This window comes from Mycobacterium paraterrae, assembly GCF_022430545.2.
Lineage (GTDB): Bacteria > Actinomycetota > Actinomycetes > Mycobacteriales > Mycobacteriaceae > Mycobacterium > Mycobacterium paraterrae.
Map to the genome: position 1 here is coordinate 2,908,883 of NZ_CP092488.2, position 22,658 is coordinate 2,931,540.

The 22,658-nt window shown below is 61.8% G+C and carries 17 protein-coding genes and 1 tRNA gene; 7 read left to right on the forward strand and 11 right to left on the reverse strand.

What is annotated here, in order from left to right; translation table 11 throughout:
* Positions 1-106: 106 nt before the first annotated feature.
* On the forward strand, positions 107-1,048 hold the full coding sequence (locus MKK62_RS13940) for a class I SAM-dependent methyltransferase (protein ID WP_240260386.1): 942 nt from the start codon (positions 107-109) through the stop codon (positions 1,046-1,048).
* On the opposite strand, the gene MKK62_RS13945 is transcribed toward MKK62_RS13940, so the two are convergent.
* The 3 genes from MKK62_RS13945 to MKK62_RS13955 all read right to left on the reverse strand — a co-directional run bounded on the left by MKK62_RS13945 (position 999) and on the right by MKK62_RS13955 (position 4,664).
* Entirely contained in the window at positions 999-3,824 is a 2,826-nt protein-coding gene (locus tag MKK62_RS13945; RefSeq protein WP_240260384.1) for an MMPL/RND family transporter, read from the reverse strand. The genes MKK62_RS13940 and MKK62_RS13945 overlap by 50 nt on opposite strands.
* A complete protein-coding gene (locus MKK62_RS13950) occupies positions 3,824-4,273 on the reverse strand; it encodes an MmpS family transport accessory protein (RefSeq protein ID WP_434084945.1) in 450 nt (149 codons plus the stop codon). The genes MKK62_RS13945 and MKK62_RS13950 overlap by 1 nt, the downstream gene beginning before the upstream one ends.
* 76 nt (positions 4,274-4,349) lie before the next feature.
* Positions 4,350-4,664 (reverse strand): metal-sensitive transcriptional regulator, encoded by a 315-nt coding sequence (locus MKK62_RS13955; protein ID WP_240260382.1) that lies wholly within the window; start codon positions 4,662-4,664, stop codon positions 4,350-4,352.
* Positions 4,665-4,758: 94 nt separating this feature from the next.
* Here MKK62_RS13955 and MKK62_RS13960 point away from each other — a divergent pair, with 94 nt between their 5' ends.
* Together MKK62_RS13960 and MKK62_RS13965 are read left to right on the forward strand one after the other, a co-directional pair.
* Positions 4,759-5,340, forward strand: coding sequence for a mycothiol-dependent nitroreductase Rv2466c family protein (locus MKK62_RS13960; protein ID WP_240260381.1), 582 nt, complete (start codon positions 4,759-4,761; stop codon positions 5,338-5,340).
* A gap of 18 nt (positions 5,341-5,358) precedes the next feature.
* The gene (locus MKK62_RS13965; protein ID WP_240260378.1) at positions 5,359-6,534 is read left to right on the forward strand and encodes an NAD(P)/FAD-dependent oxidoreductase; all 1,176 of its coding nucleotides are present in this window, start codon (positions 5,359-5,361) and stop codon (positions 6,532-6,534) included.
* Here MKK62_RS13965 and MKK62_RS13970 read toward each other — a convergent pair.
* Together MKK62_RS13970 and MKK62_RS13975 are read right to left on the reverse strand one after the other, a co-directional pair.
* Positions 6,518-7,975 carry a DUF1254 domain-containing protein gene (locus MKK62_RS13970; RefSeq protein ID WP_240260376.1) on the reverse strand — a complete coding sequence of 486 codons (1,458 nt, stop codon included), beginning with the start codon at positions 7,973-7,975 and terminating at the stop codon, positions 6,518-6,520. The two genes, MKK62_RS13965 and MKK62_RS13970, sit on opposite strands and share 17 nt — an antisense overlap.
* 77 nt (positions 7,976-8,052) lie before the next feature.
* On the reverse strand, positions 8,053-9,102 hold the full coding sequence (locus tag MKK62_RS13975) for a hypothetical protein (protein ID WP_240260375.1): 1,050 nt from the start codon (positions 9,100-9,102) through the stop codon (positions 8,053-8,055).
* Positions 9,103-9,160: 58 nt separating this feature from the next.
* Between MKK62_RS13975 and MKK62_RS13980 the strand changes: the two genes are divergently transcribed.
* Together MKK62_RS13980 and MKK62_RS13985 are read left to right on the forward strand one after the other, a co-directional pair.
* Positions 9,161-11,803, forward strand: a complete 2,643-nt coding sequence (locus tag MKK62_RS13980; protein ID WP_240260373.1) for a GH92 family glycosyl hydrolase — start codon at positions 9,161-9,163, stop codon at positions 11,801-11,803.
* Positions 11,781-11,885: transfer RNA gene (locus MKK62_RS13985), tRNA-OTHER, on the forward strand. Before MKK62_RS13980 ends, MKK62_RS13985 begins: the two co-directional genes overlap by 23 nt.
* Before the next feature lie 43 nt (positions 11,886-11,928).
* Here MKK62_RS13985 and MKK62_RS26580 read toward each other — a convergent pair.
* Genes MKK62_RS26580 through MKK62_RS26590 form a run of 3 tightly spaced genes read right to left on the reverse strand, consistent with a single transcriptional unit; the run spans position 11,929 to position 12,671 of the window.
* A complete protein-coding gene (locus MKK62_RS26580) occupies positions 11,929-12,075 on the reverse strand; it encodes a hypothetical protein (protein ID WP_240264260.1) in 147 nt (48 codons plus the stop codon).
* Positions 12,029-12,466 (reverse strand): tyrosine-type recombinase/integrase, encoded by a 438-nt coding sequence (locus MKK62_RS26585; RefSeq protein ID WP_434084946.1) that lies wholly within the window; start codon positions 12,464-12,466, stop codon positions 12,029-12,031. The genes MKK62_RS26580 and MKK62_RS26585 overlap by 47 nt, the downstream gene beginning before the upstream one ends.
* On the reverse strand, positions 12,426-12,671 hold the full coding sequence (locus tag MKK62_RS26590) for a hypothetical protein (RefSeq protein WP_240260366.1): 246 nt from the start codon (positions 12,669-12,671) through the stop codon (positions 12,426-12,428). Before MKK62_RS26590 ends, MKK62_RS26585 begins: the two co-directional genes overlap by 41 nt.
* 407 nt (positions 12,672-13,078) lie before the next feature.
* Between MKK62_RS26590 and MKK62_RS14005 the strand changes: the two genes are divergently transcribed.
* On the forward strand, positions 13,079-17,647 hold the full coding sequence (locus MKK62_RS14005; protein ID WP_240260364.1) for a P-loop NTPase: 4,569 nt from the start codon (positions 13,079-13,081) through the stop codon (positions 17,645-17,647).
* Positions 17,648-17,931: 284 nt separating this feature from the next.
* On the opposite strand, the gene MKK62_RS26450 is transcribed toward MKK62_RS14005, so the two are convergent.
* Positions 17,932-18,255 (reverse strand): YlcI/YnfO family protein, encoded by a 324-nt coding sequence (locus MKK62_RS26450; RefSeq protein WP_286670860.1) that lies wholly within the window; start codon positions 18,253-18,255, stop codon positions 17,932-17,934.
* Positions 18,256-19,479: 1,224 nt separating this feature from the next.
* Positions 19,480-19,866 (reverse strand): very short patch repair endonuclease, encoded by a 387-nt coding sequence (locus MKK62_RS14010; RefSeq protein WP_240260362.1) that lies wholly within the window; start codon positions 19,864-19,866, stop codon positions 19,480-19,482.
* A gap of 198 nt (positions 19,867-20,064) precedes the next feature.
* Here MKK62_RS14010 and MKK62_RS14015 point away from each other — a divergent pair, with 198 nt between their 5' ends.
* Positions 20,065-21,078: a DNA cytosine methyltransferase gene (locus tag MKK62_RS14015; protein WP_240260361.1), complete on the forward strand. Its 1,014-nt coding sequence runs from the start codon at positions 20,065-20,067 to the stop codon at positions 21,076-21,078.
* On the opposite strand, the gene MKK62_RS14020 is transcribed toward MKK62_RS14015, so the two are convergent.
* On the reverse strand, positions 21,039-22,217 hold the full coding sequence (locus tag MKK62_RS14020) for an HNH endonuclease (RefSeq protein WP_260060431.1): 1,179 nt from the start codon (positions 22,215-22,217) through the stop codon (positions 21,039-21,041). The two genes, MKK62_RS14015 and MKK62_RS14020, sit on opposite strands and share 40 nt — an antisense overlap.
* Positions 22,218-22,658 lie beyond the last annotated feature (441 nt).

The window sequence follows — 22,658 nt, forward strand, 5'->3', positions numbered from 1 at the left end:
ATTGCAGGGCCTCCGTGCCTGCTTCGAGGCCTTTGCGAGTCACACCTGTCACCCACGCACCAGCGGCACACAGCTGCCACCAAGCCAATTCACGTACTTTCGGGTTATGACCCGAACTGACAACGACTCCTGGGAAATCACCGAAAGCGTCGGAGCGACAGCGCTGGGTGTGGCATCGGCCCGCGCGGCGGAGACCGAACGCGACAACCCGCTGATCCAAGACCCCTACGCGCGGGTGTTCCTCGACGCGGCCGGCGACGGCGTCTGGAACTGGCACGCCGGTCCCGAATTGCCGCAAGAGGTGATAGATGCCGAGCCCGACCTGCCGCTGCAGATGGAGGGCATGGTCAGCTACATGGCCTCGCGGACCAAGTTCTTCGACTCGTTCTTCCTCACCGCGGCCAACGACGGCATCAAGCAGGCCGTGATTCTGGCGGCGGGCCTCGATGCGCGGTCGTGGCGGCTGCCGTGGCCGGACGGCGTGACGGTCTACGAGCTCGACCAGGACCGAGTGCTGGACTTCAAGCTCGAGACGCTCACCAACCACGGCGCCCAGGCCGAGGTCAACCGCAAAGCCGTCGCCGTCGACTTAAGGCACGACTGGCCGAAGGCGTTGCTGGAGGCCGGTTTTGATCCGTCGCAGCCGAGCGTCTGGTCGGCCGAGGGCCTGATGCCGTATCTGCCGAACGCAGCGCAGGAGTTGCTGTTCGAGCGCATTAACGACCTCGCTGCGCCGGGTAGCCGCGTCGCGGTCGAGGCGCTCGGGCCGACGTTCAACGACGAAGAGCTGCGGGCCAAGCGCCGCGCACGGATGGACCGGGTCCGCGAAGTGCTGGCCAAGACCGACCCCGACCGCGAGGTGCCGCGCACCGATGACCTCTGGTACTTCGAGGACCGCGAGCCGGTCGGCGAGTGGTTCGCCCGCCACGGCTTCGAGGTGACGGTGACGCCGGCCGCCGAGCTTATGGAAGGCTTCGGCCGCGCCGCCGACCCCAAGGTCAAAGACTTGGTTCCAGGTAACGAATTCGTCTTCGCGCGAAAGAGCTGACACTCGGTCGGGGTGACACTCGCAGCGGCCACCAGAACCAGCGCCCGAGCAGCCCGGCGATCGACGGGGTCATCAACGATCGGACGATCAGGGTGTCGAACAGCAGACCCAACCCGATCGTGGTGCCCGCCTGACCGATCGAGCTCAGATCGCTGGCCGCCATCGACATCATGGTGAACGCGAACACCAGGCCGGCCGACGTGACGACGCCTCCGGTGCTGCCCATGGACCGGATGATGCCCGTTTTCAGGCCTGCCCCTATTTCCTCCTGGAACCGCGAAACCAGCAGCAGGTTGTAGTCGGATCCGACGGCGAGCAGGATGATCAGCCCGAACACCGGCGCGATCCAATTCAGCGGGAGCCCGAAGATGTACTGCCACAACAGCACCGAGAGGCCGAACGCGGCTCCGAGCGACAACAGGACGGTGCCGACGATTGCGAGTGACGCGACGAGCGCCCGGGTGACGATGAGCATGACGGCGAAGATCAGTGCGAGCGCCGCCACGCCGACGATCATCAGGTCGTAGGTCGACCCGGCCTGAATGTCGCGGTACACCGCGGCGGTGCCGGCGAGATAGAACCGGGCTTCCGTCAGGCTGCTGCCTTTGACCGCCTGGTGTGCGGCTTCCAATTCCGGTGTCACCGAGGCGATCCCGGCCGGGGTGGCGGGATCAGCGTCATGGGTGATGAGGAAGCGCGCCGCCCGGCCGTCGGGCGACAGGAACAGCGTCAGGCCGCGCTGAAAGTCGGGATTGTCGAACGCTTCCGGGGGCAGGTAGAAGTAGTCGCCGCTCTTCGACGCGTCGAACGCTTCGCCCATCGCCGTGGCAGTGTCGGTCATGCGTGAGATCTGGTCGATCAAATTGGTGAACGAACTGTGCATCGTCACCAGGCTGGCCTGCATCGTCGTCATCGCAGCGATGATCGGCGAGAGCTGTTGCGTAAGTTTCGCAATGACGGCATCGGCGTCGTCGGCATCGCCGATGATCGCTGTCATGTTGTCGCTGAACGTGTCGACGCCGTCGATGGACTCGAACAGCGAGCGCACCGCCCAGCAGACCGGGATGTTGAAGCAGTGCTGCTCGGCGTAAAGGTATCCGCGAATGGGGCGGGCCACATCGTCGAAATCAGCGAGGTGGTCGCGCATCTCGTCGAGAGTGGCCTTCATCGTGACGATGTCGGCGCGGGCGCGATGTGTGGTGTGACCCAATTGCCTGACTAGGTCCTGCATCCGCTGCGTCGAGTCGATCACCGTACCGAGTGCGGTGCTCATGCGCAGCATGTCGCTGGCGCGGTCGCGCATGAATTGCAGGTTTTGCCGGACCGGGATCGACTGTGCGCTGATCTGGAAGGGGATCGAGGTGTGCTCGACGGGACCGCCGAGTGGTCGGGTAATGCTCTGCACCATCGCAATTCCCGGCGTGCGGAAGATTTCCTTGGCGATCTTGTCCAGGATGATCATGTCCCCCGGATTACGCATGTCGTGGTCGCTGTCGACCATCAGAACGTCGGGATTCATGGTGGCCGCGCCGAAGTGTCGTTCGGCCGCAGCGTAGCCGACACTCGAGGGCAGGTCGGAGGGAAGGTAGAACCGGTCGTTGAAGCTGATCTTCATGGTCGGCATGATCGCGATTCCGGCAATCGCCATCGCTAGCGAAGCCGCGAAAACCGCTGCTGGCCAACGAACTGCCGCGGTGCCGATCCGGCGCCACCCGCGGACCCTGACCGGCCGCTTGGAGTCGAGCAGGCCGAAACGGCTTGCGACCGCCACGATCGCCGGGCCGGCCGTCAGCGCCCCGGCGACAACCACGAGCAATCCGATCGCGGACGGGATACCCAAGGCTTTGAAGTAGGCCAGCCGCGCGAAGTGCAGGCAGAAGGTCGCACCGGCGATGGTCAGACCAGAGCCCAGGATGATGTGCGATGTACCGCGAAACATACTGTAGTACGCGGTCTCTCGATCCTCGCCGGCCTGGCGGGCCTCCTGGTACCGCCCGATCAGAAAGATCGCGTAGTCGGTGCCGGCCGCGATGGCCAATGACGAAAGCATCGCGACGACGAAGGTCGAGAAGCCGAGAAAGCCGTTGTTACCCAGCATGGCGACGATGCCGCGGGCAGTGCCCATTTCGACGCCGACCATGGCGAGCACCAGGAGCACGGTGCTGACCGAGCGGTAGGTCAAGAACAACATGATCATGATGACGACACCGGTGACACCCATCATGGTGAGCATGCTGGTGTCGGCCGCGTCGTTCATGTCGGTGGTCAAGGCAGCCGGACCCGTGAGGTAGGTGTCCAGACCGGCCGGGGGAGCGATGCGGTGGAGGATGACCCGAACCGCCTTGACCGATTCGTTGCCCAGCGTGCTGCCTTGATCACCGGCCAGAGTGAGTTGGACGTAAGCGGCTTTGCCGTCGCGGCTTTGGACGCCTGCGGCGGTCAGCGGATCACCCCAGATGTCCTGTACGTGTTGCACGTGTGCGTGGTCTGCCCGAAGTTCGCGCACTAGCGCCTCGTAGTAGCGGTGCGCTGGCTCGGCGAGCGGGGATTCGCCTTCGAGAATCACCATGGCCGTGCTGTCGGAGGTGGATTCGCGGAACTCCGCTCCGATCTTCTTGGCGGCGATCATCGCCGGTGCGTCCTGGGGTGACATGGTGACCGCGTGATTGCGCGCCACCGACTCGATCGGCGGTACCAATACGTTGAGGGCGACGGTCATCAACACCCAGCCGATGATGATCGGGACGGCCCATCGACGGACCAGGCGCGGAAACATCAGGCCGCCTTGACCAGACAGAACGTCTGCGTCCCGGCGGTCGCCGCGACGTGTTCGTCCTTGACCTGACCGTTCACCGTGATTCGGCAGCGGAGCGCCGACTCGTCGCCCTGCGCCACCAGGCTGGCGAGGACCGACGGCAGGGTCGTGGTGATCGTCCGCGACCAGGGCAGGCTGTCGAACTGCAGATCGTGGGAACGCGAGTTCGCGTCCAGGTAGCTGAGACGGCCGCTGGCAGCGCCTTCCCCGAGGACCTCGTAGGTGACGGTCTTGACCGTGGTCTGGGGGAGCGGCCTGGCCTGCGGTGCCGTCTCGGTGAAGATCGCATCGGATCCGAAGACGCCGCGAAGGTGTTGTACAGCAATGGCTCCGAGCGCGACCACGGTAGCGACGGCGACTGCGACCCACATTCTGCTCACTCGCTGCAGCATGGCGTTGACCTCCTCCACGGATCTAGGTTCAGCATACCCCCCGGGGTATATACGAAAGCAAGCGCCTCCGCGCGCGAGGGTCGGATGGAGTCGCTCAGGCCAAGCTGAGGAACAACTTCTCGAGCTCGTCGATCGTCAAAGGCGCTGCGCCGTCAGCTTTTTCGTCGGGGTTATCCAAGCAGTTCCGCAAGCCCGAGGCGATGATCTTGAAGCCGGCGCGATCAAGGGCGCGGGACACCGCCGCGAGCTGCGTCACAACGTCCTTGCAACTCCGGCCTTGTTCGATCATTCCGATGACGGCGCCGAGCTGGCCGTGCGCTCGGCGTAGCCGGTTGAGCGTGGCCTCGACGTCGGGACCCGCGTGTGCAGGGGCTGTCGACGGCCGGACAGGAGTAGTTTTCTTCGCCATGCCCGTTTGTACCATACCCCCACCCGTATCTGGAATATTGCCGGAGGCTGGTGGTGTATATACCCTGGGGGGTATCTAACGAAAGGTATGGACGATGACCGACATCCCGCGGGTGGTGACGCTGTGGCTGGATCCAGTGTGCCCGTTTTCCTGGAACACGGCGCGATGGCTGATGGCAGCCGCCGACAAAATCGGATTCGAGATCGATTGGCGACTGATGAGTTTGGCGGTCCTCAACGATGATCGCGACATGCCCGCCCCTCTGCAACAGCGGATGCGCGACTCGAAGAAGATGGGCCAGGTCATGGTTGCCCTGCGCGACCAGCTCGGCGTCGACGCGATGGCGCGGGCGTATGTGGCGTTCGGAGAGCGTTACTTCGACCAGGGCGCGGCACTCGACGATGAGCTGATCACTGAGATCGCGCCGTCTATTGGACTGGCGGCTGTGACCGACGGGTCGCTCGACGCCGCGGTGCGGCAGTCACACGACGCCAGCCAAAAGGCGCTGGGTGACGTCGGTGGCAGCCCGCTGATCACGATCGACGGCCGCACTTTGTTCGGGCCGGTGTTGACCGCGGTCCCCGAGCCTGACCAGACGACCGCGGTGTTCGACGCAGTCCTCACGCTCGCGCGGACGGACGAGTTCAGCCAGTTGCAACGCCCTCGACATCACTGAAGCGAAAGGACCGCACGCATGGCCAAAAAGCTTATTGTGCTCGGCGCCGGCATCGGCGGACTGAGCGTCGTCAACGAAATCACCTCGTCCCCGGTGACGGAACTCGACATCACCGTGGTCGACGAAGACTTCTCCCACTTCCTCGGCTTCACCCTTCCCTGGGTGATGCGCGGATGGCGGGGCGCCGGCACGGTGCCGATTCGACCGACCGAGGCCGCACTGGGCGGCGTTCGAACGGTGACCGGCACGGTCCGGTCGATCGATCCCTCGTCCAGGCGGGTAAGCCTCGGCGACGGACGCGATCTCGATTTCGATGCACTCGTTATCGCCACCGGAGCCCGTAACGCCGTGCATCGTGTTCCGGGCCTGCAAGATGCCCTCGACCGCAGGGTGGCGGTCCACTATTACGATGCTGAGGCCGCCGCCGACGCGCACGAGGCGCTACGCGCTTTTTCCGGCGGCCGGCTGGTCTTCCTGGTGACCTCGCAGCCGTTCCGCTGCCCGGTGGCTCCGTACGAGGGTGCGATGCTGGCGTCGGATCTGTTGCACGACAATGGGGTACGTGCATCGACGCAGATCGAGTTGTTCAGCCCCGAGAAGCACCCGATGCCGTCGGCCGGGCCGTACGCTGGACCTGAGCTAGTTGAGCTGTTGCGTGACAACGGAATCGACTTTCGCGGCGAGCACGCGGTCGACCATGTCGACGCGGAGCGAAAAGAGATCCACTTCCGCGACGGGACTATCGCCGAGTTCGACCTACTGGTGTTCGTCCCGCCGCACGAGCCCGCGGTGACCTTGGACGGCCCAGGCTGGATCGAGGTGGACGCGGTCACCATGCAGACCCGTCACCCCGGCATCTTCGCGATCGGCGACACCACGGTCGTCACCTCGCCGTCGGGCCGACCACTGCCCAAGGCGGCCATCTTCGCCCGGAACGGGGCCGCGGCCGCCGCGATCAACGCCCTGCACTACCTCGGTTTCGCTGATTGCGCGACGTCGCTGTCCGGCGAGGGCTACTGCTACCTCGACACCGGCGGCGGCTCGTCAGCGCTAGGGCAGGGCAATTTCTTCACCATGCCACACCCGGCCATCCACCTGAGCCCGCCTTCGAAGCAGTTACACCACGACAAGCAGGACGAAGAACGACAGTGGCGGGCGTTGTGGGAGGGCGGCGCGACTACGGCACTGGTTTGACCGGCGGGATGTGCCACGTCCCGTCCAGGATCGACGGCTTCTTCTCGGTCGGCCAGTAGAGCCGCAGCATCAGCGAGAAGTGGTCCTTGGCCGCGGGCAGCCAGTTGGCTTCTTTGTCCGGGCCGGGGGAGTCGGGCTGGATGTAGAAGTCGACTGACCCATCCGGGTTGGGAACGAACTTGTCCCGCGCGCTCAGCGTGTAGCGGTTCAACGGGTTGTCGACGAAGAAGTAGTCGGCGTCGTACATGGTCAGCGACCAGAATCCGCGCGCCGGCGGCAGCTGACCCTTGTCGAAGTGCATGACGTATTTGGTTGCGCCGCTGTACTTCTGCTTGCGGTCGGTGCCGTCGGAGGTGGGGTAGACGGCGTCCTCGGGCAGGTTGGCGCCGACGCCGACCTCGGTGACGAACGCCCGCTGCCGATAGTTGGTGCCGTAGTTCCCGGCTTTGATGGTGTAGGCCCAACCGTTCTTGGAGACGAAGTCGCCGGCGGTCACCCCGTCGTCGCGCCAGCTAGAGATGTTGTCCTGCCCCAGCTTTGGCGCCATCGACAGGCCGGTTCGGGCCGGGGGTGGCAGCTTCGCCGCGTCGAACTCCTGGCCGGGGACGATGCCGATGCGGGCGAGCTTCTCGACTATCGGCGCGTCGGCCGCGGTCGGCGGGTTGGTCTTCAGCAGGCGGGCGAACAGCTTGAAATACTCTGGCGCACCAAGGGCATTCACCTGCTTGCGGGCCGGGGTGATCATGTCGACCGACGCGCTCAGCGGAGCCAGCGGCGGCAGGTACGGCTTGCCGAACTGCGACAGCGGTGTCGCGGTGATCCCGTCTTGCAGCTTGTGCACCGCGTCGTAGTCCTCCGGGGTGCCCGAACAGTAGATGCGGCCCAGCAACCACACCAGCGCCGTGGGCGACTTGTACTCCAGCACGCCGGACGGCAACGAGCCGTGCCAGTTCGGCCCTGTGATCGCGAACGTCCGCGCCTTGCCGCCGCCGTTGCGGGTGCCTGGTGAGGCGAACACGTTGGTCCAGGCGTCGAGCATCGGCAGCAGGAAGTAGCGGTCGCCCATGTCCGGGACGGTGACGATCCACGGTTCCTGGGACACGTCGAACCAGGCCTGGGTGTAGAGCGTGTCGGCGTTCGGGGCGGTCGCGCTGTGGTTGGCGGCGTTGGGGAAGGTGCGCAGGCGGGCGAACTGACCCATCGGGGCCTTGATGTCCTCGGGCGCGGGGACGTTGGTGAAGCTGCGGCGGGTGTACTCCATCGTGACGAGCGGATAGGCGTAGGCGTAGGCCTCGGTCGCGATGTCCATCGCCTCGGACTGCGACAAGCCGGGCACCGCGGTCGTTTGCGGCGCCGGGGCAGGTTGATCGTTACCCCCGCACGACGTGATCAGCATCAGCGTGGCCAGCAGCACGCCGGCCCGTCGAGCGCTCCATCGCATATCGCGATACTTTCACGCCACCTGGAGCGGCGCGCGGCGGTGGCTATATAGCTGGTGGGGGAGCCGGCGGCCCAGTATCAGCAGTCGTTGAATTCGCTTTCCAGTTGTCGCTGAAGTGCGGCCGCCTCCACAGTCTGATAGCTCTGCGGGGCTCGCGTTTTTGGTGCGCCTTTTCCCTGCGTGCAGCTCGGCACCTTCAGCGAACCGATGAACTGGTGAAAGTTGTCGGGCTCGACCATGCGGGCCCACTCCAATCGCAACGGGGACTCTTTAGTAGCCGCCACCATGGCGACGATTGACGTGAGGTCACTGTATGCCCTGGCAGTGTCGGTGATGTATACCGACAGTGCGGTAATCCTCGCGTTGTCGACGCGAACGTAATAGACCGGCAGCGCCAACCGCGACAGCACATTGTCAATCGTTGCCCGCTGCTCGCCGCTGATCGGAACACCGACTTCCCACGTGGGGTACTTCGTCGGTTCGGCCGAACGGATATAGATGGTCATCGGTTCGGCCTTGACGATCGCCAGCACCGCGGTCAAGACGTCACGGGTGTGGTCGACGTCCCGAACCTCGAGCCGCGAATGAGTACCGTCACGTGACCATTGGATTGCCGACCGCGGGACGCGGGTCCTGAGCGCCCGCAAGCGATGTGTGTCATCGACGATCTCGGCGGGGTCGAGCTGTGCGCCGCGCTTCACCTCGAGTGCATCGCCGACGACGAAGTCTGAGGACTGGCGGTAACCGTCGAAATGACCGTCCTTGATACTGGTGATGCGCGAGGCGACAGCGGCAATCTGTTCCTCGCTTGCCTTGGGCATCGTCACCACCAATTTCAATTCGGCGCCGTTCTCGAAATCGTTGACATAGCCGGGATCAACGCTGTCGACCCCCGGCATCTTCGCTATCTCAGTCACTAGACGGTCCGCCTCGGCGGCACGATCCGGAGCGGCGCACGCACCTGCCGCCGCCACCACACACGCCACCGCCGGTATGCAGAACCGCCACGTCCGCCGCCACACGATCCGGCTGGGCGCGACGCTAGTCGAAAGGCCCATCACCACCTCGCCATTATTGGCAACCGGAAGCGCTCCTTTCTTGCGGGCCAAGGTGGCCTCCGCTCGCATCGCCGCCCCACCGGCCTGCCTCCCACCAGAATTGACGCCGAAGGAGGATTATTCGGCTATGCGGTCACGACGGGGTGCCGCTGCGTTCATCGCGGCAGCTCTGCTGGTCAGCGCGATGCTGGTCAGTGCTACGCCCACGTCGTACGAGCCGCCGCCGCTGGTGGCCAACCCCGTCGAGCACGTCGACACCCTGATCGGCACCGGCAACGGCGGCAAGACGGTCGGAGAGATCAACAACTTCCCCGGGCCGTCGGTGCCGTTCGGGATGGTGCAGTACTCGCCGGACACCGTCGGCAACTACGCGGGCTACAGCCACTCCAACGGGCGCACGACCGGGTTCAGCATGACCCACGCGTCGGTGGGGTGCCCGGCGTTCGGTGACATCTCGATGCTGCCGACCACGAGCTCGGTCGGCGACGAGCCGTGGAACGCTTCGGAGGAGATCGCCCACGACCGCAACGAACGCGGCGTGCCCGGCTACTACACCGTGCGCCTGCCGTCGACGGGGGTGACGGCCGAACTGACCGCGACCAACCGCACCGGGGTCGGGCGGTTCCACTATCCGAGCGATCGCGCGGCCCGGTTCTTCATCCGGCCCGGCGGGTCGCTCGGCGGGACGTCGGCGGCGAACATCAAGATCGGCGACGACAACACCACGATCACCGGGTCGGCGACCAGCGGTGGGTTCTGCGGCAAGAACAACGTCTACACGGTGTACTTCGCGATGAAGTTCAGCAAGCCGTTCACGGCCTTCGGTACCTGGGACGGCTTCGAGGTGTTTCCCAATGGCCGCAGTGCCTATTCGAGCTACCAGGGATCGAGCGGCGGCTACGTCGAGTTCGGCGCCGGCTCGGACGTCGAGGTGCGAACGGCGTTGTCCTACGTCGACATTGACGGGGCGCAGAAGAACCTCGCCGAGGCCGCATCGGATTTCGAGACGATTCGTGCCGGGGCGTCGCGCCAGTGGAACGACGCGCTGTCGCGGATCAGGATCGCCGGCTACACCGAAGACGACATCGTCACCTTCTACTCCGCGCTCTACCATTCGCTGTTGAACCCCAACACATTCAACGACGTCGACGGCCGCTACATCGGGTTCGACGGCGACATTCACACTGTGCCGCCGGGCCACACGCAGTACGCGAACTACTCCGACTGGGACACCTACCGCGGGGTGGCGGCGCTGCAGGCGATGGTGTTCCCGCGTGAGGCCAGCGACATGGCGCAGTCGCTGGTGAACGACGCCGAGCAGAGCGGCTCGTTCCCGCGGTGGGCGCTGGCCAATACCGCGACCGCGGAGATGACCGGCGACAGCGTGGTACCGCTGATCGCGAACTTCTATGCGTTCGGCGCCAAGGACTTCGACACCGAGCGAGCGCTGCACTTCATGCTCGAGGCCGCGACCAAAGGCGGGGTCGGGCGCAACGGCTACGTGGAGCGGCCGGCGGTGCGGACGTATCTGAAGCGCGGGTATCTGCCGTTGCCGTCGTCGTCGTGCCACGGGTCGTTCCCGGCGGCGTCGATCTCGCTGGAGTGGTCGGTGGACGACTTCGCGATCTCCCAATTCGCCTCGGCGCTCGGCGATTCCGACAGCGCGCGGGATTTCCTGGATCGGGCACAGTACTGGCAGAACCTGTTCAATCCCACGACGCATTCGATCCAGCCGCGCAATTCGCTGGGCTTCTTTCCTGAGGGGCCCGCGGTCAAGCCGCCGGGCAAGGACTGCTTCAGCCAGGTCGGGTTCGACGAGGGCAATGCGGAGCAGTACGTCTGGTACGTGCCGCAGAACATCGCGGGCCTGGTGACGGCGTTGGGAGGTCGGTCGGCTGCCTCGGAGCGGCTCGATAAGTTCACCTCGCAGTTGAACGTTGGGCCGGTGGACCCGTACATGTGGGCGGGCAACGAGCCGAACTTCTCGGTGCCCTGGCTGTACAACTACCTCGGGCAGCCTTGGAAGACACAGGAATTGGTCGACCGGATACGTGGCACGCTGTTCAGCCCGACGCCCGACGGCGAGCCCGGCAACGACGACCTGGGCGCGATGTCGGCGTGGTTCGTGTGGGCATCGTTGGGGCTGTACCCCTTCGTGCCGGGGACGTCGGTGTTGACGATGAACACCCCGCTGTTCGACAAGGTCGAAATCGCCTTGCCCGAAGGCAAATTCATTCGCATCTCGGCGCCCGGTGCGTCCGGGCATCACCGGATGCAGTACATCAACGGGCTGCACATCGACGGTCGACCGACGAACAAGACGTATCTTCCAGAGTCGGTGCTGGCGGGTGGTGGCGAGCTGGCGTTCTCGTTGTCGTCGAAGCCGAACACGTCGTGGGGGACTGCCGCCGATTCGGTGCCGCCGTCATTCGGTGCGGGCAGTCTGGCGGTGACGATGAACGTCTCGCCATCGGTTGTCGCGATGGACGCCGGGACGGAGACCGATGTGACGGTCAACGTGCAGCGGATGCTCGACGGACCCGGCGACTACGAGATCTCCGGAAAGTCGTTCATGGAAGGCATTTCCGTGGAGTCGGTGTCGGGGAAGTTCGGCGACGACGGGTCAGGTGTGTCGACCGCGACGGTCAAGGTGGCCGGAGGTGTGCACGACGGGTACTACCCGGTGGAGCTGACGACCAAGGCCGGCCAAGGGGAGCGGACGTTCATGCTGCTCGTCGCGGTCGGTGAGGGTGGGGTTGTGGGGGGTTGAAGGTGAACGTATCACCGCAAGCTGGGGCCCATCGCGCGGACTCATAATCCGTTGGTCGCGGGTTCGAGCCCCGCCCGCCCTACGTCAGAGCCTGTTTGTCAAGGTCTCTTGCTCCGAGTCACCGTTTATTCACCGCTTTTGTCGACAGTTCGATCCAGCAGATCGGCCACCTGGTGGTGGATTCGCCCGCGCGTCATGTAGCGGTCCTGGGTCATCGAGACGTGACTATGGCCGAGGTGGTCGGCCCCCGATTCGGGCAGAGAGCCCATCATCGTCAATCAGAGTTGCGACCGCTTTCCGAAAGCTGTGGGTGGTGACTTCAGGGACGCCCAGCTCCTCGCGCACCGCGCGCCATTGCTTGCCGAAGTTGTTTTGATCGCGCAGAGGGCCCGTGGTCGACGGAAAGATCACCTTCGCCTCACCTAGGTATGGAAGCGGGCGCCGCGCGCTTAGCACCGCGACCGCGAAAACGGGATGAGGGGCGGTTCGTCGGCCGGCGGCCGACTTCGCCTCGTCGACGCGCTTGAGCCCCTCGCCCGTCGCCCGGACCACTTTTCCCGTCACCGTTAGTGTTCGTGCCTCGCTGTCGTCGTCGACCCATCGCAAGCCGAGCAGTTCCGACCTACGCAATCCCGTAGCGACGAGCAGCGTGATCGCGATCAACGAGGTCGTGACCGCGGCAGTACTCCGATTCCCTGACTTTCTGCAGTAGATCGCGGAGTTGGTCCGCGGTCAGGCCGACGGCGCCCATGGGTTGCGTCTTGGATCTCAGCGGCTGAACGTCCCGTACCGGGTTCGCGCTGAGCACATTTGCCATCACCGCAAGCTGAAGTGCGCCGCGCAAGATCGTCTTGGCCTGCCTGGCCATTGTTGCCCCGTGAGCCGAGCGCATGGAGCGTAAGGGCGATACAGGTGGACTGGAGCTCTGACAGCTGGCGACGAGCGGCTTAAAATCGAGGACCGTCAATGGTGAATGACCGCAGACGATCTGACGCAGGTGCCCTTAGCCGAATATGGCCGGACATGTCCCGCCACGGACGTACGGTCGACGTTGTCTGCGTTGCTGCGGAGTCCGTAAAGCAGGGGGAGGGAAGGTTTTCGACGATGTCAACAGGTAGCCCCAACCAAAACTCGGGGCATCCAACCGACCTAGTGCAGCAGACCATTAACGTACTTCAGGCCATATCGCCGCATAGCAAAATAACGCTCATAAAGCCGTTATCGGGAGGCCGGTCTGGGGCGCAAGTACTGCTATGCGACTTAAAGGCCTTCGAGGTGGCTGAATCCGCGGCTCCCAAATTGAACGGCCAATACATTCTGAAGGTACAGACTGTCGCGTCACCCGATGGATCTTCCTATCAAGCGTTTCTCGAACGACACGAGGGATTCGCGAATGGTCACGTTCCTGATCTAGTATTCGCCCATTCATCGAGCGGTTTCCGTATTGAAATCTACGATGTCGCGGGCTTTAGCCTGGACACTGTGCGCACGCTCGAAAACGTTAGTAAATTCGACGATCGAGAAGTCGCAGCGGCGATCGCCTCCGCGGGACTTCTGGCAGCGCAGCTCGATGCGCAAGGCGAAGTAACTTACGATCATGACATAAAGATGACCCTGCGGGATTGGCTTGGCGCAGATTTTCCGGATAATCCGCGTGGGAAGCGGATTTCATTAGTTCGCGAATCAATTGGAGTAGAGACCGACGGGTCCACTTTTCATTTCGAGGGCGAACTACTTCCAGATCCTGTAAGCATACTCTCGTTATCTACGGATAATAAAATCGGCATTCTAACCGGCCTATCTCACGGAGACCTGCATCCAGGAAATATCCTTGTCCGTGGTTCGTTCTCTCAGGGTGCCAGGGAGTATTGGATCATTGATCCGAATTGGAGTGTACCCGGACCGCTGCTCTACGATCAGGCATATCTCGAGGTAGCGCTCCTGCTCAATAACCTTTCAGCATGCCCGGATAGCCGATTCACTGCACTTCTCGGTGCAATGGACGATCAGCCCACACTAGTGCGGTCGGAAGTCGATTTGATGGGAAGCGTGCTTGTAAACCTCTTGAAATCGATACGTCGAAAGAACCACGAAGTATTGGCTGAAAAGGAACCGAAACGTGGCGACCTTTGGAGATTGCAATCGAAACTCGCGCGAATTGCAGCTGGTCTCAATTGGGCGGCGAAACCATTGGATGATCTCGCCCTTCAACAAGCTGCTTATGTATATGCAGCGTGGACGACACGTCAATGGGCACAGCGGCACGAACCAGACCTCTGGGAGAATCTCGTGTCAAGTGCGCGGCCCATTCAGACTGCGACGATTGCCGCTGATGCGGAAGCGATTCGATTGTGGGATCCGTTCCACAAAGCCGGCCAGAGCATTGATGTTTATGTTATCGCAGATAAGATCGACGCCTCGCACGTATTAGACTCTATGTCGACGGTCCCTTGGGTATCTATCATTGACCTTGATCCTCAAAGCGATTTGTCTGGCACTCAATCAACGCTCCTAGAAAATCTTAAGATCCACCGCCACACGGTTGTTTACGGAGAACGTGCTCAAAGAAGCTTACCGACCACTTCGACGAACTGGCTAATGGCGAATGGTTGGGCTAGTAGAGGCGAACCGTCTGCAAAGGATCACCTTGAATGGCGACGCCGGGGTTACCTCGCAAGAGTTCGACAATTGGTCGATTATGTCGCCGACCATACGACGGCCGCTGACGCGGCAGTCCTCCTCCTGCATTCAGGACGGTCGAGCAATTCAATGCAGGACGTGTACGACTATATAGACGAACGTTATGGCGGCGTGCAGTATCGCCTCGACTTAACAGTCGAGCAAGACCGCCCAGGGTTTGATCTGGATCGCTTTTTCGCCAGCGTCGGACCATCGTTGGCCGAACTCAGTCCGGCCGAACGAACCCTTCCTGGAGCCTCGGGTCCCGTGCGGATCGACCCGGCCGACCTGTATCGGTTAGAAGTCGAGCTCGAAGTTTTGCATAGCGCTGTACTTCAGACCGAAGCGGCGTCCCCACCACCTACGGACGAATTTTGGCGCGGTCGTCCCCCCACGTGGGGAGAGCTCGACGCAGGAATCGATTTGCCGCGTGATGCTACGCCTGGGCTAATTCGAGACTTACGCAACAATCTGGAGCACAACCGGCTGATTGTAGTTACTCTCGACCATTCACCTGGTGCCGGAGGCACCACTGCTGCGCGCCGCGCCGCATGGGATCTTCATTATGAATATCCCACCGTTCTGCTCCGCAGGTATTCGCCGCTCACAGCTGAAAGAATAGACGAACTGCACCAGGCGCTGGGGCGTGCAGTCCTAGTGATAGCAGACGCGGCCGACATGGAGGAATGGGATTTTGGCGCTCTACTGGCAGAACTTCAGTCACGGAATAGTCGCGCAGTAATACTTTCACTGCACCGGTCGAATACCAGGGATAGCGATTCGCACCACATTTTCGACCCGATGTCTGAAAAAGAAAAAAGCCTGTTCATCGGCGAATACGCGGTGCGCGCCGTAGATCCAGTAGCTAAGAAACGCTTAGATGACCTACGTCGACGCCGAATCGGTGAGGTCCCTGATCAGTACTTTTCGCCTTTCTATTTCGGCTTGTGTGCTTTCGACAACGAATTTAGTGGACTCGATCGCTATGTCCACCACCACACCGTCGGCTTGACTAAGTCGCAACGCGAGATAGCTGAGTACTTAGCCTTGATGACCCAGTATGGGCAGGGCGGGATTCCGGCCGATCTCATTAGGCGGTGGCTTGACGCTGATCCCCCTGAGTCCGGCTCGCTTACCGACGAGTACCTCTCGTCTCTGCTCGGGCCCGATCTCCGTCACTTGGTCGTGTCTTCTGGTGGGTACCTTCGCCTACTGCATCCGCTAGTGGCGAACGAAGTATTGGAAGCGGATAAAGCCGACGGCTCGCGGACAAGTCTGGCCCAAGTGTCAGTTAACTTCATTCGTAAGGTAGCGAGCTACTTGGGGTCGGGTAGTCGACCCGCAACAGAAATGTTATTCAGCCTCTTTATTAGGCGAGAGCCAAACGAACAGCTTTCAGAACTCGTCGGCCAAATGTCAGACCCGGAAGGTGAGCTCGTATTCGAAGAACTCACAAACCTCTATCCAAACGAAGCTCACTTCTGGAACCATCGGGGCCGCTTTCATATCTATCGAGTTAAGGGTGACTTCAGTAAAGCGGAGGAGTATCTGCAGCGTGCTGTAGAGGAATCGGAAGGCGCTGATACGCTTCACTATCACACTTTAGGTATGGTTAGACGATTTTGGATAGAGTACGAACTGACCGAAGCATTGAAGAATAGAACTGTATCTTCGCCAGCAGAACTCCTTTCAGTGCTTAAACCACTTTTCGATAGCGCAATGGACGCTTTCGCCCACGCGCGAAATGACGCAGCACGTTCGTACGGTTGGGTATCGCCGATTCAAATGATTCACTACGTGCTCGGCGGGCTGGTGCAAGTGGCTGGTGCGGACAGCCTTACTGCGTTGATCGAATCGAAATCCGACGTAACGCTATGGATCGCTTCTCAGCTCGAGCAGGCCGAATCTCTGCTTGAAGAGATCCGAGCCACAGAAGGTGAGCGACGAAACGGGGGCTATCACCGACGCCTGTTAGACAGCCTTACGCTGTTGTACGGCAACATAGACGAGTTACTCGAACGCTGGCGCAGCGCGAAGAAGGAAGATCCCGACTCCGTGGCGCTCGGACTCGTTTTGGGCCGCACGCTATTCGCTAGTAAGGGCCGAGATTGGTCGACAGTTGCAGAGGCTGACTGCCGCGAAATATATCAGACCATGAGACCTACTATTGAGGAGGGACGGGCTAAAGACGCCGATCTTAGGATTTGGTTTCAGGCGTATCGGCGATTGCCGGAATACTCAGAACAAGATGCCAAAGAACGACTCAGTTGGTATTCCGAACACCGCGACAGCCTCGACGCGTCGTACTATATGTATATATTGCAGTTCTTGGCTTGGCTCCGCAAAGACCTGACCACGCAGGACAGTACTCGCGTATATCTAGACAAGTGTAAAAGGCTGTCAGCCGGCCGTCGACGTGACTGGAGCTATGAATGGTACGGAGTCGAGCGTCGACCTCACATTCTGGTTCACCACACCGAATTGGGCAGGAGGAAGCGAGAGCCTCAAGGCTTCTGGGAGAAGCCGGATGAACTTGAGCGCATTGATGGGATAATTGATCGAATACGTGGACCGCAGGCAGGCGAAATTAGAGTCGCTGGTGGCCAGCTGACAGCATTTTTCGTGCCTGGCAATAAGTTCCTGGCTACTCGCGACATAAATGCCGCGGTTGACTTTTTTCTCGGCTTCAGTTATAGCGGCCTGCGTGCGTGGGAGGCTGACTATCCCGGGCTGCCGAAGGCGCACCGAACCGGGCGAATCACGAGCTCAAAACAGGGCCGTTCGGTCCCGCTCGGTGGCGGCATGGACCGGCCCCTTGGTGGTGATGGCACTTCGGGCGCGGTTGTTCAGGACCAGGGAATTGGCACAGGCGCACTCGATAAGAGCGCCGGCAAAGTCGTCGTTCAACAGATCGCTGAACAGCTTCCAGGCGGTGATCCGCGGCGTCGAATTGCAGTCGTTATAAGTAAGGCCGTTGACACCGCACGCGCCGGCGGGCAAGCATTACAAGGTGTCGATGTTGGAAACGCAATCGTGTCCAGCCTCGGATCGTCAGAATACAAGCGGTTCAAATCGACCACGGGCAGCCTGAGAACTGCTGTCGAGTCCTTGGGATTTAGTACCGCAGATACCGAAGGCGGTTTCTCTGTAGATTTCCCGGACTGAATCGGCTGCCCACCGCGGACTTCGCCTAGGTATCTAGTCCGGGTGTCCGCTACGGGTTCCAATCGTCGGGACCACACTCTTCACTTCAACGCCGGTGTGCTCGGCCAAAGGTAACGTAAGTTCGAGCCGTCGAAAAGCGGTGGGGTGTTGCTTGACCCCCCACAGTCGCCGTTTAATCGAGTGCGACGAGGCCAACCTCAGTACACCATCGGGCGGCGGACAGAGTGTGTCTCAGGGCTCCTGATCTTGGCAGTGCCGTGCTCGAGCTCGCCGCCCCCGAACGCTTAGGCGGGGTCGCGCAGCTCGTGCTCGACTGCGCGGCGAATCCACGACGAGACGGAGCGGTCGTCTGCCGCTGCCGCGGCGCGGACTTGTTCCAAGAGTTCGGGTGGGAAGCGGACGGGGACGGTGGCGGTGAGCCGTCGGCGCCCTGTTCCTGCGGTTCTTGGTTTTCCGGATGGGCGTAGAAGTTGTATTCCTCGTCGGGGGTCATGGGATGGTTCATCTGCCTCTCCGGTATTAGTCAGCGAGGTTTTTGGAGGCCGGGTAGCAGCCGATGGGGCGGCATCGTCGTGGGTTCCCGTCGCGGGCCCGGGCGAGGGCACCATCAGGACAGTGCCGCCGAGTTCCGCGAGCGGCGGATCAATCGCAAAGGCATCGCGGGTGCGGCAGTTCCAGACGGTGTGTCCGGGCAGCTGAAGTGCGCCGCCGGGAACACTCTGGCCACCTGTCGGAGCCCGGCGGCGACATGACCAACGCCGCTACCGAGGGCGCCGCACCCCTCGGACGGAGAGACCGCTGTCTGGTGATGACTTTGTCAAGGGGGGCGTCGGACTCTAGCCCCTAAGCCATCGATTGACAGAAATCGGGCAGTCGCGCATCAAGGCGCCGTTCGGGGTACGGGGTTATGGGTGCAGTAGGGCATTACGTCTCCACAACCGGCGCGGCGTACGGCCCATCGATGATCGGCGTGACCACCGCAGCGCCAGCGGTCAAAAACCCGTTGTGCCCAGAGTTCCTTCTGGTATCCACCGGCGGGGACCCTACGCGTTGGACTCCCGGCGGCCAACCCGCAATGTGGCAACCACTCGCGGTGGTTTCCGCGGCTGGCGTCGCCGCAGCCGATAGTGCTGCGTGCTGACCTTGATTATGTGGTCGGCCCGCCGCCAAACTTGTGAACGGATTTGTGAACGAAACTTCGCGACACCGACGAGATCAGGCGAATCATGCGCGACGCATAAGATGGTGACACTGCTCTGACCTCGACATTTGAGACATGCGAATCATGGTGCAACACAAAGGTTCTTACTCATAACCCAGCGATTGCGAGCGATGGCCCGCTACCAACTGAGACGGAGTTCCGAGAACAGAGCCTTGGTGGCTCCAGCAAATCACACCGCCGACTCCTCAGGACATGACTCCACCGCTGGCGTTGTCACACTGTTGTCACAACTGGGTTCGTATGGCTGGAGATGGCGAGAGGCAGCAGGAGGGCATTTTCGCTGGTCGGATCTCATTCAGACGCGCTGCGAGACAACAGAATTCGGCCGATGTCCGACAGGGGGGCCAAGTGGCCGCAATGGCGAGCTAATTGCCGCGGCATTGATTGCCGGCTACCCGATGCGTGAGCAGCGCGGCTTGAGCCCGCTATTTGGGATGCGGAAAAGCGACTTAGACAGAGCGATTGCCGCCAGGCCTCGCTGACAGGGTCTTCCTATCGAACTAACACCGACTGGTACGCCGGCAACATGGTCGCGCTCGGCACTTTGTTGGTACCGCGTCCTGGTAGCCGCCTGGTCTACTGCAACAACGTAAATCAACTCCACGGACAACTATCTGTGGGCACCGGCGTCGCGGAGTGCATCGCACACTGTCGAGACGGCATCGCCAATAGCGACGTGCTCCCACACGCGGATGACAATCCATCCCGCTTCGGTCAGAATCCGGGTCTGTTCAACATCTCTTCGAGCGTTCTTTGCCAGCTTCGGCTCCCAATAAGAGTTGTTGGACTTTGGGGGCCGTCCGTGTTCAGGACATCCGTGCCAGAAGCACCCGTCCAGGAACACAGCTAGGCGATAGCGCGTGAATGCAATGTCGGGTCTGATGATGCGACCCTCGGCTCGCACTGCATAGTCCTTCCGGAATCGCAGTCCCCGGGCGTGCAGCGCGCTTCGTAGGAGCCGTTCGGGCCGCGTATCCGTGCGCCGTATCGCAGCCATGTTCCGGGACCGTGCTGGCGAGGGCGCTATCAACGCGGGTTCCGCGTTCCGCCCCGGCGCGTCATTCTCGGCTCCACCCGGCACAAGCCGTACGGTACTGCGTGGGAACTTGTCCCCATGTCAGCGACCCCAGGTATCATCGAACATGTGTTCGAGATCCGGGTGCAACGATGGGGTATGGAAGGAGCAAGTCGACCTATGGGACGTCGCAAAGCTACTGATGGCGTCGACGCAATAGAAGGGGCTCGACCGTATCGAGTAGCCAGTTTCTTCGCCGGTATCGGCGGATTTGATTTGGGTTTCGAGCACGCGGGGATCGAGACCGTCTGGCAGTGCGAAAAGAAGTCGTTCTGCCTCGACATCCTCACCAAACACTGGCCCGATGTTCCTCGGGCGGACGACATCACGAAGGTGGTTGCCAATGACATCCCCGAAGCGGAAATCTGGGCGGGTGGCTTCCCCTGCCAAGACGTCAGCCTTGCCCGAATGGGGCCCCGCAGTGGACTTAGAGGAAAGCAGTCGGGGCTCTTCTACGACTTTGCGCAACTTATTGGCGCGCGTCGCCCCGAAATTGTCATCCTCGAAAACGTTGCGGCACTGCTCTCTTCCCACGACGGACGAGATTTCGCAGTCATCATTCGGACGCTGGCCGACTTCGGGTATGGCGTGGCGTGGCGAGTACTTGACAGTCGCTACTTCGGCATCCCCCAAAGTCGCTCTCGAGTCTTCGTTGTCGGATCTCTTGGAGACCCGGAGACCGCCGGCTCGATACTTTTTGAGCCCGAATGCGGCGACCGGGATGATGAGGCGCGCCGACCGGATGGGACGAAACCTGTTTCCCCCTTTGCGGTCCGCGTTGGAAATCCTAAGCAAGGGTACGTAAAGAAGCTGGCACATTGCCTTTACGCTGAGTCGGCCCGCCACACTGGGACGGACTGGTCCCGCAATTACGTGTCGTACCCGGAGGGGGCAGTCAGGCGATTGACACCCTTGGAAACCGAACGGCTGCAGGGTTTTCCCGACAGCTGGACGATGCCGACGCACGAGATGCCGAACCAGGAGACCCTTGAATCGGCGAGGTACCACGCATGCGGAAACGCGGTGTCAGTACCGGTGGCCGAATGGTTAGGGCACCGCATAGTTGCAGCGCTCAATGCTCAGCGCGCTGAATCTCAGACGTCAGAACTGAAGGTCACGCCGAGGTCTGCGTAGAGACGCGTAAGGTAGTTAACGCTCGGGTGCAGCTGGGGATCTTCGGGTAGCCAATCCGCGGGAACTGCGGTGCCCTCGACCGCGATTCGCGACTTGCTTTGTTGATCGATCAGATCAGCCAGGGTCGTGAATCTCAGGTAGTAGCTATCGCCTTCTTTGCGGATCGCCAAGACACCGGCGTCGAACGCCCAGTGATGCAATTTACAAAGAGCTATCCCATTTTCGACAACGTCAAGATCGTGTTGACTCCAAGCGAGGATATGAGCTGCATCAATTCCCGACCGAATCCCGTCAATTCCTCCGAGCTGTGCCCCGCAGAAGGCACACCGGTTCCGGTATGCCGCACGAACTTCGGCGCTGAACCTGCGCCCGGCCGCTCCGCGTACCTTGGCTAGTCGGTACTGGTGTGCAGACCGGACGCTGACCTCCGGGGCATCTTCGCCTAGCTCATCGGGAGGCGGAAGGGTCGGGCCGGACGGCGGCGCTATGCGGAGCAGCCCCTCAAGCGCGGGTAAGGGGTCGAGACCTACTTGATATGACGAACCGGGGGAGGCGGCTAGTGCGTTAATGACGTTGTTGACGGTCGTCGTGAGTTGGCGCCCGACAGCGTCACCGCTGGCGATGAAGTTCTTGTGGTTAGTAACAAGAGCGGGCAGCCCGGACGGAAGTAGGGCGGCTTGGTCGTAGACGGCCTCGATTCGACTCCACCGCGCGGCGACGCCGATGTCGTCTGAGTGGCCTTGATTGGCGACCGTGATGAAGGACGGATCAAACGTCACCAGATCGGCGACGCCGCTGAATTCGCTCTCGGTCCCGAAGCCAACGTCGGTAATCGTGTAGTCCTTCGCCCGAATAATGGGCAACGTGTTTGGCGTGTTACGGAACGCTCGGGTGGGGTCCGGTAACAGCAGCATGGGCGCGACGATGCGAGAAATTTGTATCGGGCTGTCGAGCATCGACCGAAGTCGCGGCTTGCCGCTTTCTGCAGGGTCGAGCCAGAGGCCGGTGTCCCGGACGATCCCATCGGGCCATCGCATGTTGAAGGTCCAGCCCTCTAAACCGAGAGCGTTGAAACCCGAGTGATTACCGACAACTTCGTACTCGCCTCGGCCCCCCGAGGTGCGGAAGCCAATGTGCAAGCCAATAATCCTTATTTTGGTTCCCGAGCCGCCGCGCGTTCGCGGTGGAATGCCAGTCTCTCATTTCGCAGCGCATGGCCATGGATGCGCGTCACCCGTGTCGACGTACCGGACCGGCGCGCCGCCGAGACCGCCCAGGCTCGTTGGCGAGACACGATTCATCCGCGACTCTCAATCCGCTCTACGGCCATCCCGATCCCAATAACCGCAAAGCCGCCGATGTTCTCAATAGACGAAGCACCGCCAGGATCGTGCTGGATAGCAGCGGCGTACAAATGCTTAATGTGCGACCGGTTCGTACGTTGGCGACGAGAAAACCGCACTAGCCATCGTCAACGTTGCCACGTTGGCGTACTGCCCGACCCACAACGGTGTCGCGCACATTACTCGCGGGGAAGCCAAGCGCGGCAAACTATCTTCGCCAATCAAAGTGAGCCGCTT

Bases quoted from the DNA above. Each gene is read 5' to 3' on its own strand.
- MKK62_RS13980 (WP_240260373.1), top strand. From the start codon at position 9,161: ATGCGGTCACGACGGGGTGCCGCTGCGTTCATCGCGGCAGCTCTGCTG.
- MKK62_RS14015 (WP_240260361.1), top strand. From the start codon at position 20,065: ATGGGACGTCGCAAAGCTACTGATGGCGTCGACGCAATAGAAGGGGCT.
- MKK62_RS13955 (WP_240260382.1), bottom strand. From the start codon at position 4,664: ATGGCGAAGAAAACTACTCCTGTCCGGCCGTCGACAGCCCCTGCACAC.
- MKK62_RS26590 (WP_240260366.1), bottom strand. From the start codon at position 12,671: ATGGCCAGGCAGGCCAAGACGATCTTGCGCGGCGCACTTCAGCTTGCG.
- MKK62_RS13940 (WP_240260386.1), top strand. From the start codon at position 107: ATGACCCGAACTGACAACGACTCCTGGGAAATCACCGAAAGCGTCGGA.
- MKK62_RS13975 (WP_240260375.1), bottom strand. From the start codon at position 9,102: ATGCGAGCGGAGGCCACCTTGGCCCGCAAGAAAGGAGCGCTTCCGGTT.
- MKK62_RS13965 (WP_240260378.1), top strand. From the start codon at position 5,359: ATGGCCAAAAAGCTTATTGTGCTCGGCGCCGGCATCGGCGGACTGAGC.
- MKK62_RS26450 (WP_286670860.1), bottom strand. From the start codon at position 18,255: ATGGTGCCCTCGCCCGGGCCCGCGACGGGAACCCACGACGATGCCGCC.
- MKK62_RS14010 (WP_240260362.1), bottom strand. From the start codon at position 19,866: ATGGCTGCGATACGGCGCACGGATACGCGGCCCGAACGGCTCCTACGA.
- MKK62_RS13960 (WP_240260381.1), top strand. From the start codon at position 4,759: ATGACCGACATCCCGCGGGTGGTGACGCTGTGGCTGGATCCAGTGTGC.
- MKK62_RS13970 (WP_240260376.1), bottom strand. From the start codon at position 7,975: ATGCGATGGAGCGCTCGACGGGCCGGCGTGCTGCTGGCCACGCTGATG.
- MKK62_RS26580 (WP_240264260.1), bottom strand. From the start codon at position 12,075: ATGATGGGCTCTCTGCCCGAATCGGGGGCCGACCACCTCGGCCATAGT.
- MKK62_RS13945 (WP_240260384.1), bottom strand. From the start codon at position 3,824: ATGTTTCCGCGCCTGGTCCGTCGATGGGCCGTCCCGATCATCATCGGC.